At 72.6% G+C, this 8,183-nt stretch carries 10 protein-coding genes; 3 read left to right on the top strand and 7 right to left on the bottom strand.

Annotation, left to right across the window (positions count from 1 at the left end):
- The coding region (locus tag ACIQOV_RS16325; protein WP_401049077.1) for an ATP-binding protein at positions 1 to 288 on the bottom strand (288 nt) is incomplete at its 3' end.
- Positions 289 to 419: 131 nt separating this feature from the next.
- Between ACIQOV_RS16325 and ACIQOV_RS16320 the strand changes: the two genes are divergently transcribed.
- Both ACIQOV_RS16320 and ACIQOV_RS16315 read left to right on the top strand, forming a co-directional pair.
- Positions 420 to 1,292, top strand: a complete 873-nt coding sequence (locus ACIQOV_RS16320) for a helix-turn-helix domain-containing protein (protein ID WP_401049075.1) — start codon at positions 420 to 422, stop codon at positions 1,290 to 1,292.
- Between the two features lie 2 nt (positions 1,293 to 1,294).
- Complete coding sequence (locus ACIQOV_RS16315) at positions 1,295 to 1,483, top strand: DUF397 domain-containing protein (RefSeq protein WP_401049073.1); 189 nt, start codon at positions 1,295 to 1,297, stop codon at positions 1,481 to 1,483.
- Positions 1,484 to 1,501: 18 nt separating this feature from the next.
- Here the strand turns inward: ACIQOV_RS16315 and ACIQOV_RS16310 are convergent, their stop codons facing one another.
- Together ACIQOV_RS16310 and def are read right to left on the bottom strand one after the other, a co-directional pair.
- On the bottom strand, positions 1,502 to 2,155 hold the full coding sequence (locus ACIQOV_RS16310) for a class I SAM-dependent methyltransferase (protein ID WP_401049071.1): 654 nt from the start codon (positions 2,153 to 2,155) through the stop codon (positions 1,502 to 1,504).
- Complete coding sequence (gene def / locus ACIQOV_RS16305) at positions 2,152 to 2,742, bottom strand: peptide deformylase (RefSeq protein ID WP_401049069.1); 591 nt, start codon at positions 2,740 to 2,742, stop codon at positions 2,152 to 2,154. Before def ends, ACIQOV_RS16310 begins: the two co-directional genes overlap by 4 nt.
- 49 nt (positions 2,743 to 2,791) lie before the next feature.
- On the opposite strand from def, the gene ACIQOV_RS16300 reads away from it, so the two are divergent.
- Positions 2,792 to 3,310 carry a helix-turn-helix domain-containing protein gene (locus ACIQOV_RS16300; protein WP_401049068.1) on the top strand — a complete coding sequence of 173 codons (519 nt, stop codon included), beginning with the start codon at positions 2,792 to 2,794 and terminating at the stop codon, positions 3,308 to 3,310.
- Between the two features lies 1 nt (position 3,311).
- Here ACIQOV_RS16300 and ACIQOV_RS16295 read toward each other — a convergent pair whose 3' ends face one another.
- The 4 genes from ACIQOV_RS16295 to ACIQOV_RS16280 all read right to left on the bottom strand — a co-directional run bounded on the left by ACIQOV_RS16295 (position 3,312) and on the right by ACIQOV_RS16280 (position 8,097).
- Positions 3,312 to 3,845 carry a hypothetical protein gene (locus tag ACIQOV_RS16295; RefSeq protein ID WP_401049066.1) on the bottom strand — a complete coding sequence of 178 codons (534 nt, stop codon included), beginning with the start codon at positions 3,843 to 3,845 and terminating at the stop codon, positions 3,312 to 3,314.
- Between the two features lie 138 nt (positions 3,846 to 3,983).
- Entirely contained in the window at positions 3,984 to 4,919 is a 936-nt protein-coding gene (gene hemC / locus ACIQOV_RS16290) for a hydroxymethylbilane synthase (protein ID WP_401049064.1), read from the bottom strand.
- Positions 4,920 to 5,065: 146 nt separating this feature from the next.
- Positions 5,066 to 7,375, bottom strand: a complete 2,310-nt coding sequence (locus ACIQOV_RS16285) for an FtsX-like permease family protein (RefSeq protein ID WP_401049062.1) — start codon at positions 7,373 to 7,375, stop codon at positions 5,066 to 5,068.
- On the bottom strand, positions 7,372 to 8,097 hold the full coding sequence (locus ACIQOV_RS16280) for an ABC transporter ATP-binding protein (protein WP_401049061.1): 726 nt from the start codon (positions 8,095 to 8,097) through the stop codon (positions 7,372 to 7,374). Before ACIQOV_RS16280 ends, ACIQOV_RS16285 begins: the two co-directional genes overlap by 4 nt.
- Positions 8,098 to 8,183: the final 86 nt, after the last annotated feature.

Here is an 8,183-nt window from a genome sequence, read left to right as displayed (position 1 = left end):
GGGGTCGCTGATCTCGATGCGCAGGGTGGTGCCCCGGCGCACGGAGGTGGTGAGCGAGAGGTGCACCTCGAACCCGCGCCCCGCAAGGCGCCCGTGCGTGATCGCGTTCGCGGCCAGCTCGGCGACGATCAGCAGCGCGCAGTGGAACGGCTCGGCGTGCGTGGAGTTCAGCCCCCAGTCCGAGAGTTGACGCCTCGCCAGGCGACGGCAGATGGCAGCGCCCTTGGGGGAGGCGGTGAGGACGGCGGTACGGGACCGGGGGTTGTCGAGGGGGATTTCGGTCGTCATGGGAGATAAGCGTGACGGGGCGGAAGTACCCTGGCCAGGAGCCCGGCGGGCACGGAGAGTGCCTGTACGGACACGGAGGGCCGACTCGTCGGTCGGCTCGGATCAATCGGTCGCAAGGGCGGGTGGTACACATGGCTGGCGTCGAACGCACGGTGTTCGATGACGGTGAGACGGCGGAGAACTCGGACGGGGTCGCGGAGTTCTACAGCGCGGTGGGCAAGCTGATCAAGCACTTCCGCGAGAAGGCCGGCATCACGCAGAAGCAGTTGGCGGCCCTGACGGGCTACAGCGAGGACCAGATCGGCGCGATGGAGCGCGGGGTCCGGACGGCGAGGATCGAGTTCCTGACGACGGTGGATCCGCTCATCAACGCCGGTGGCGCCCTTATGGCCGTCGCGGAGGACGTGATGAAGGCCAAGATCCGGGTGAGTGAGCGCCATCCGGCCTACTCCAAGGCCTTCACCTCGGAGGAGGCCCGGGCCATCGAGATCCACAACTACGACACGATGGTAGTCCCGGGACTGCTCCAGACCGAGGCGTACATCCGCGCCTTGTACGAGATGCGTCGGCCGATCCTCTCGCCCGAGCAGATCGACGAGTGGGTGGTGGCGCGTTTGGCCCGGCAGGAGATCCTGACCCGCTGGCCCCTGCCGGTGGTGACGTGGGTGATCGACGAGAGCGTGCTGCGACGCCCCCTGGGCGGCTGGGACGTGCACAAGGAACAGCTCCAACACCTGCTCAAGGTGGGACAGATGCGGGGCCCCGAACTCCAGGTCATGCCGCTCGACCGGATGAGCCATGCGGGCATGGGCGGTTCGTTCTCGCTGCTGACCCCGCCCAACCGGCCGCAGATCGGCTACGCCGCGGCGCAGCATGTGAACCGTCTGATCACGGATCCGGCGGAAGTCCGTAATATGGCCGCACGGTACAGCAGTATCCGGGCCCAGGCCCTGGGGCTGAGGGAGTCCCTGGCCTTGATCGAAGCGATTCTGGGAGAGCGGTAGGCATGGCCGAGCTGGCGTGGTTCAAGAGCAGCTACAGCACCAACGAGGACGCCAACTGCGTCGAGGTCGCCGGGACCCCCGGCACCGTCCACGTGCGTGACTCCAAGGACAAGAGCGGCCCCCGGCTCAGCTTCTCCCCCACCGCCTGGCAGGCGTTCGTCGCCTTCGCCGCCACCACCGAGGCCGCCTGACCCCACCACCCGACAGATTCACTCTGTACGGGTCTCGGCCAGCAGGCAGACGTACGAGCGGTCGGCCCTCTGTGGGTTCGGCTGTTCGAGGCGGGCCGTGACGGTGAAACCGGCCTGTTCGAGGAGGTCGACGAGCTGTCCGGCCGGGACGAGGTGCGAGGCGTACGACACCGGGTGGCCGTACGCCCGGGCGGGGTGCAGCAGTTGGGCCTCGCCGACGTGGCCGCCGAGGAGGAGGTGGCCGCCGGGCGCGAGGACTCGGGCGAACTCGGCGAAGAGCTGCGGGAGTTGCTCCACCGGGGTGTGGTGGACCGAGTACCAGGCGAGGATGCCGCCGAGGGAGCCGTCGGGCAGATCGAGTGCGGCCATCGAGCCGTGCAGGAAGCGCAGTCGGGGGTGGGTGCGGCGGGCGAGCGCGATCATCCCGCCGGACACGTCCACCCCGAAGGCCGACAGCCCCAGGCCGCTCAGGTACGCCGTCACCCGCCCCGGTCCGCAGCCGAGGTCCGCGACCTCGCCGCCGCCCGACTCCCGTACCAGCTCCGCGAAGGCGGTGAGCATCGCCCGGGACACCGGGTCCATGCCCTCCGGCGGGACGACGAGGCGGAGGTAGTCGGCGGCGACGGTGTCGTAGGACTCCCGGACGGCGGCGAGGTGCGCGGGGTCGGTCAACGCTCGGCCTTGGCGGCCCTGGTGGCGCGCTCGGCGAAGACCTTCTCCCGGCGGTCGGCGGTCTGCTTCATCATCCGCTTGCGGTCGCGGGCGGAGAGCCGGTCGATGTAGAGCCCGCCGTTCAGGTGGTCGGTCTCGTGCTGGAGGCAGCGGGCGAAGTAGCCGGTGCCCTCGATGGTGACGGGCTCGCCGTGCTGGTTGACGCCGCGCACCACGGTCCGGGCCGGGCGGGCGAGCCCGGTGTTGGCGCCGGGGACGGAGAGGCAGCCCTCGGTCTCCTCGATGAGCGCGCGCCCGGGTTCCTGCTCCTCGATCACCGGGTTGAGGATGTGGCCGGTGTGCCGGACGCCGTCGTCGTCGGGGCAGTCGTAGACGAACAGGCGCAGGTCCACGTCCACTTGGTTGGCGGCGAGGCCGCAGCCGTCGGCGACGTGCATGGTGACGAACATGTCGTCGATCAGCCGGGCGAGGCGCTCGCTGCCGAAGTCCTCCTCGGTGGCCGGGCGGCAGGTGCGGCGCAGGATCTCCTCCCCCACCTCGGTGATCCGCAGGACGGTCGGACGGTCGCGCAACTCGGACACAGGCACTCCCTCGATGGACTTGCTGTCAGCTTTGCAAAGTAGCAGACTTTGCAAAGTGACCGAAGACCTCGTCAGAACCGGCTCCCTCCCCGAGCACGCCGTCCGCACCGCGCTGCTGGAACTGCTCGCCGAGCACGGCACCGCCACCTCCACCGAGGCCGCCGCCCGGCTCGGCCTCAGCTCGGGCCTCTGCTCGTTCCACCTGCGGCAGCTGGCCCGGTACGGGCTGATCGAGGAGGCCCCGGCCACCGACGGACGGGCCCGGCCGTGGCGGCTGCCCACAGCCCGACGGGCGGAGACGGACGGCGGGTTCGGCGAACTGGCGCGCGGCCTGGAGGACGAGAGCCACCGGCACTGGCTCGCCCGACGCGCCGAGGCCCCGGCCGAGTGGCAGCAGGACGAGGCGTTCAGCGCCGTCGTCCATCTGACCCCCGCCGAACTGGCCGCCGTCGCCGAGGAGTTCCGCCGGGTGCTGGCCCGCTACCGGGGCCGCGACACCGACCCGGCCACCCGGCCCACCGGGGCCCGCCCGGTCGCCGCCGTCGCCCGGCTCTTCCCGCTCCTCGACCAGTAGCTCAGGCGGTGCGCGACCGCTCCCGCACCGCCCGCACCAGCGGCCCCGCCACCAGCCCCAGCGCCGCCCCCAGGGCGACCCCCTGCACCCCGTCCCAGACGTCCTGCACATCGCAGGCCCGCCCGATCGCCGGCACCGCGTACCGCACCGCCACCACCGCGAACGGCAGCGCCGCCGCGCCCAGCAGCGCCACCACCGCCCGCCGCCGCGTCCCCGCCAGCGCCGCCGCGAAGCCGACCGGGGCGAAGGCCGCCAGCTTCAGCTCGATGTGCCGCACGTGCAGCAGCTCGTACGGCGACCGCGGCCGGGCGCCCAGCACGGAGCAGTGCCGGACGGCGCCCTCCGAGAGCCGGAACGCCTCCGGCAGCAGCGTCGCCGCGACCACCCCGCCGAGTCCGAGCAGCAGCACGAAGCCCACCACCCAATGGGCCCGCAGCAACCGCCCCACCGGCCGGTTCAGCAGCGCCGCGGGCACCAGCGAGAGCAGCAGCCCGGGCCAGAACATCGGCATCCCGCCGAGCACCGTACTGATCACGCCTCAGACGGACGCCCCGGGCACCCGCCCGGTTCTCGCTCCGACGGGGAAAACTCGACCGCGGTGCCACCGGCCGTTCACGCCCCGGCCCCGGGGCGTGCCCCGAAGAACGGACCCCGGACCGTCACCCGCCGGGCCTCAGTGCGGGATCGAGGAGATCAGCTCCTGCGCCCCCTGCCGCTTGAGCGCCAGCGCCACCGAGGTCCCGAGGTCCTCCGGGCTGAGCGCGCCCGCCCACTCGTGGGCGTCCAGCACCCGCTTGCCGTCCGGGGTGAAGACGCGGCCGCGCAGCGAGAGGCGGCCGTCCCGCTCGGCCCGGGCGTAGCCGGCGATCGGGCTGTTGCAGTGGCCCTGGAGCGCGTGCAGGAACATCCGCTCGGCCGCCGCCTCGCGCCAGGTGTCGTGGTGGCCGAGGCCGGTGACCGCCTCGATGGTCGCGGTGTCGCCCTCGCGGCACTGCAGGACGAGGATGCCGGCGCCGATCGGCGGGCACATCGCCTCGATGCCGAGCACCTCGGTGATCCGCTCCGTACGGCCGATCCGCTCCAGGCCGGAGACAGCGAGCAGCAGTGCGTCGACGTCCCCGGCGTCCAGCTTGGCGAGCCGGCTGTTGGCGTTGCCGCGGATCGGGACGCACTCCAGGTGGGGGTGGGAGGCGGCGAGCTGGGCGACCCGGCGGACGGAGGAGGTGCCGATCCGGGTGCCCGGCGGGAGGGCGGCCAGCGGCAGGCCGCCGGGGTGGACGAGGGCGTCGCGGATGTCGTCGCGGCGCAGGTAGGCGGCGAAGACGGTGCCGGCCGGCAGCGGCCGGTCGGCGGGCACGTCCTTGAGGCAGTGCACGGCGACGTCGGCCTCCCCGGCGAGCAGCGCGGCGTCGACCTCCTTGGTGAAGGCGCCCTTGCCGCCGAGTTGGGCGAGATCACCCGTCCAGCGGTCGCCCGAGGTGGTGACGGGCACCACCTCGGTGCGCAGGCCCGGCTGCAGGGCGGCGAGTTCGGTGCGGACCCGCTCGACCTGGGCGAGCGCCATGGGCGAGGAGCGGGAGACGATGCGGATCAGCTCAGCGGTGGCCATGGCGCGATGATAGGCGTCCTCACAGCGGTGATTGAGCATGCGTCAGCCGGTATGACACACGCGGCGCGGGATTCCGCAAGCTCGGACAACGCGGAGGGTCGGCCGGAAGTCCCGACCGACCCTCCGCCCCGGGCACCGCCGCGGGCTCACTCGTTGTGCAGCACCTCGGCGATCGGCAGCCGGGCCGCCGAGCGCGCCGGGACGAGCGCGCCGAGGACGGCGATCGCGACGCCGGCGAGGGCGAGGCCGCTCAACAGCGGGACGTTCCAGACGTCGAGCGTGTCCTGCGCGAACACGATCGTCCCGACGTTCTCGACGATCAGCCGGTGCGCCACCACCCCGACCGGGATACCGATGATCCCGCTGACCACGCCCTGCCAGGCCACCGAGGTGACCGTCATCGCCACCACCTGCCGTGGCGTCATCCCGATCGACTTGAGCATGCCGAGGTCCCGGCGGCGCTCACGGATGGTGAGCAGCAGGGTGTTGAAGACGCCCAGCGCGGCAACGACCGACAGCAGCACCGTGAAGATCGTGGTGAAGGCGATGACGGCGGCGATCGGCCCGGCCAGGTCGGGGTCGAAGACCGAGGTCGAGAGGCTCGGGTCGGCGTCCGACACCGCCTTGCGGTACGCCTCGGCGTCGGCGCCCTTGGCGAGCGTCACGTCGTACTCGACCACGTGCGGGTCGTCGGTGAGGGCGGCCCTGGTGGCGTCGTTGGAGGCGAACGCCCGGGGGTTGCCCTCGGCCTCCTCGCCGACGAGGGTGACGGCCACCCGCCGCCCGTCCAGGTCCAGGGTGACCTTGTCGCCGAGCTTGAGCCCGTGCTGCTTGAGGAAGGACGGGCCGGCCTCGATCTCGTTCGGGCCGGTCGCCGGGCGGCCGTTCACCACCGAGAGCCACTTGGCGTTGGCGTTGTCGTCGCCGCCGTAGAAGTCGGCGAACGCGGGCTGGGCGTAGCCGACCAGCCCGACCTGGACCAGCCCGCGCGTGCTGACCCGCTCGGCACCGGGGGTGGCGTGCAGCATGGCCTCGGTCTGGGCCGGGGTGAGCCTGGGCTCGGTCCTGTTGCCCGAGAAGTGGGCGGTCTGGACGTTGACATGGGTGTGGCCGTCGGTGTGGTCCACCAATCTGGTCAGGGTGCTGCTCAGACCTGCCGTCATCGTCACGGTGACCACGCCGAGCACGATCGCCGACATGGTCAGCGCGGTACGGGCGGGGCGGGCGAAGGGCTGGCCGAGGCCGAGGCTGACGGCGCGCGGCAGCCGGGTGCCGCTCAGCCAGCGCTGGACCTTCAGGCCGCGGCCGTTGCGCGGGGAACTGCCGGCCGAGATGGCCTGGGCGGCGGGGAGCCGATGGGCGCGCGAGGCCGGGAGCAGCGCGGCGAGGACGACCAGCAGCGGGACGCTGACCAGGGTGGCGAGCGGCAGCCAGCCGGCGGGCTCGATCACGGCGGTGCCGGTGACGATGCCGGAGAACGCGGACTTGAGGATCGGGTACGACGCCACCCAGCCGGCCGCCGTACCGAGGACGGTGCCGGCGACCGCGGGCACCGAGACCATGGTGAGGTAGACGGTCACCACCTGGCGCGGGGTGAAGCCGATCGACTTCAGCACGCCGATGTGCCGGTAGCCGGAGACGACCGCGCCGCTCACCACGTTGCCGACGATCAGCGCCGAGACGACCAGTCCGAGCACGCCGAAGACCGTCATCAACGGCAGGTAGGCGTCGGCCCCCGCCGAGAAGGCGCCCTTGAGCACCAGGTACGACTGGGCGCTGATGATCGCGTCCTTCGGCAGGCCCTCGGTGGCGGAGTCCATGGCGGAGGTGAGCCGCTGCTCACTCGCGGCGTCGGTGAAGCGGTAGAGCATCTGCCGACCGGTGGGGTGCAGGGCGGCGGCCTGCTCGGGGGTGACCCAGCCGCCGGCGCTCTGGCTCATGCTGTTGACGAAGCCGACGATGGTGAGGTACCGGCCGCCGCCGATGGGGAGCCGGGAGTTCAGGAGCTGCTCCGCCGCGCCTCCGAACAGCGAGTTGAGGACCACCTCGCCGGGTGCGGTGGCCCAGCGGCCGGACAGCAGCTCGACCCGGTCCACCGGCCCGGCCCGGTCGGCCCGGCCGACCAGGGTCAGTGGTCCGGGCGGGCTGCCGACCCAGTCGGTGGGGATCTCCACCGTCACCTGGTCGAACGGCCCGGCGGCCGCCTCGACGCCGGGCCGGTGGGCGGTGGCGGCCAGTTGCTCCGCCGAGGCCTTGGCCGGCTCGAAGGACGCCACGACGTGGGCGCCGTGCTGCCCGTCGAAGGCCGCCTCGAAGGGCGCCCGGGCGGCACTGATCACCGCCAGGGCGAGCAGCACCGTCGTGGTGGCGCAGAAGACGACGAGGCCGATCACGACGGTCTGCACCCGGCGGCGCTTCACGGCCGCCCGCGAGGCCCGCCACACCGCTCCGCTCATGCGGACGCCTCCAGCATCCGCTCGTTCGCCACGCGCCCGTCCGCCATCTCGACCAGCCGGCTGGCGCAGCGGGTGGCCAGGTCGGGGTCGTGGGTGACGATCAGCAGGGTCTGCCCGATCTGGTTGAGGTCGATCAGGAGGTCCATCACCTGCTCGCCCGAGCGGCTGTCCAGCGCGCCGGTGGGCTCGTCGGCGAGCAGCAGGGCCGGGCGGTTCATCAGGGCGCGGGCCACCGCGACCCGCTGGCGCTCGCCGCCGCTGAGCGTCGCGGGGTAGACGTCCTTGCGGTGGGCGACGCCGAGTTCGTCCAGCAGCTCCAGTGCCCGGCGGCGGGCCTGGCGGGCGTTGGTGCCGGTCAGCTGGGCGGCCAGGGCGACGTTGTCGAGGGCGGGGAGGTCGTCGATCAGGTTGAAGAACTGGAAGATCATGCCGACGTGGCGGCGGCGGAAGAGGGCCAGTCCGTTCTCGTTCAGCCCTCCGAGGTCCTGGCCCTGCACCCGGACGGTGCCGGCGGTGGGCCGGTCGAGTCCGGCCACCATGTTCAGCAGGGTGGACTTGCCGCACCCCGAGGGGCCCATCACGGCGACCGCCTCGCCCGCGCGGATCCGCAGGTCGACGCCGTCGAGCGCCTTGGCGTCGCCGAACTCCTTGTGGACCCCGGACAGCTCGACGACAACCTGCGCGTCGCCCGGCCGGGAGGTCCCGTCGTGGTCGTTGCTCATGGTGGACGACCGTAGGCGCGGGGCCGTCGCCGGCACGTCCCACCCCGGGTGTAACCGCGGGCGGCCGTAGTACCCGGGATGTACGG

The sequence above is a fragment of the Kitasatospora sp. NPDC091257 genome (assembly GCF_044757675.1).
Classification (GTDB): domain Bacteria; phylum Actinomycetota; class Actinomycetes; order Streptomycetales; family Streptomycetaceae; genus Kitasatospora; species Kitasatospora lactacystinica.
The sequence above is the reverse complement of the archived record's forward strand: the minus strand, read 5'-3'. Positions and strand labels throughout refer to the sequence as shown.

What these genes read in the sequence shown, in the direction of transcription:
- ACIQOV_RS16320 (WP_401049075.1), top strand. Translation starts at nt 420, where the DNA reads ATGGCTGGCGTCGAACGCACGGTGTTCGATGACGGTGAGACGGCGGAG.
- ACIQOV_RS16315 (WP_401049073.1), top strand. Translation starts at nt 1,295, where the DNA reads ATGGCCGAGCTGGCGTGGTTCAAGAGCAGCTACAGCACCAACGAGGAC.
- ACIQOV_RS16280 (WP_401049061.1), bottom strand. Translation starts at nt 8,097, where the DNA reads ATGAGCAACGACCACGACGGGACCTCCCGGCCGGGCGACGCGCAGGTT.
- hemC (WP_401049064.1), bottom strand. Translation starts at nt 4,919, where the DNA reads ATGGCCACCGCTGAGCTGATCCGCATCGTCTCCCGCTCCTCGCCCATG.
- ACIQOV_RS16285 (WP_401049062.1), bottom strand. Translation starts at nt 7,375, where the DNA reads ATGAGCGGAGCGGTGTGGCGGGCCTCGCGGGCGGCCGTGAAGCGCCGC.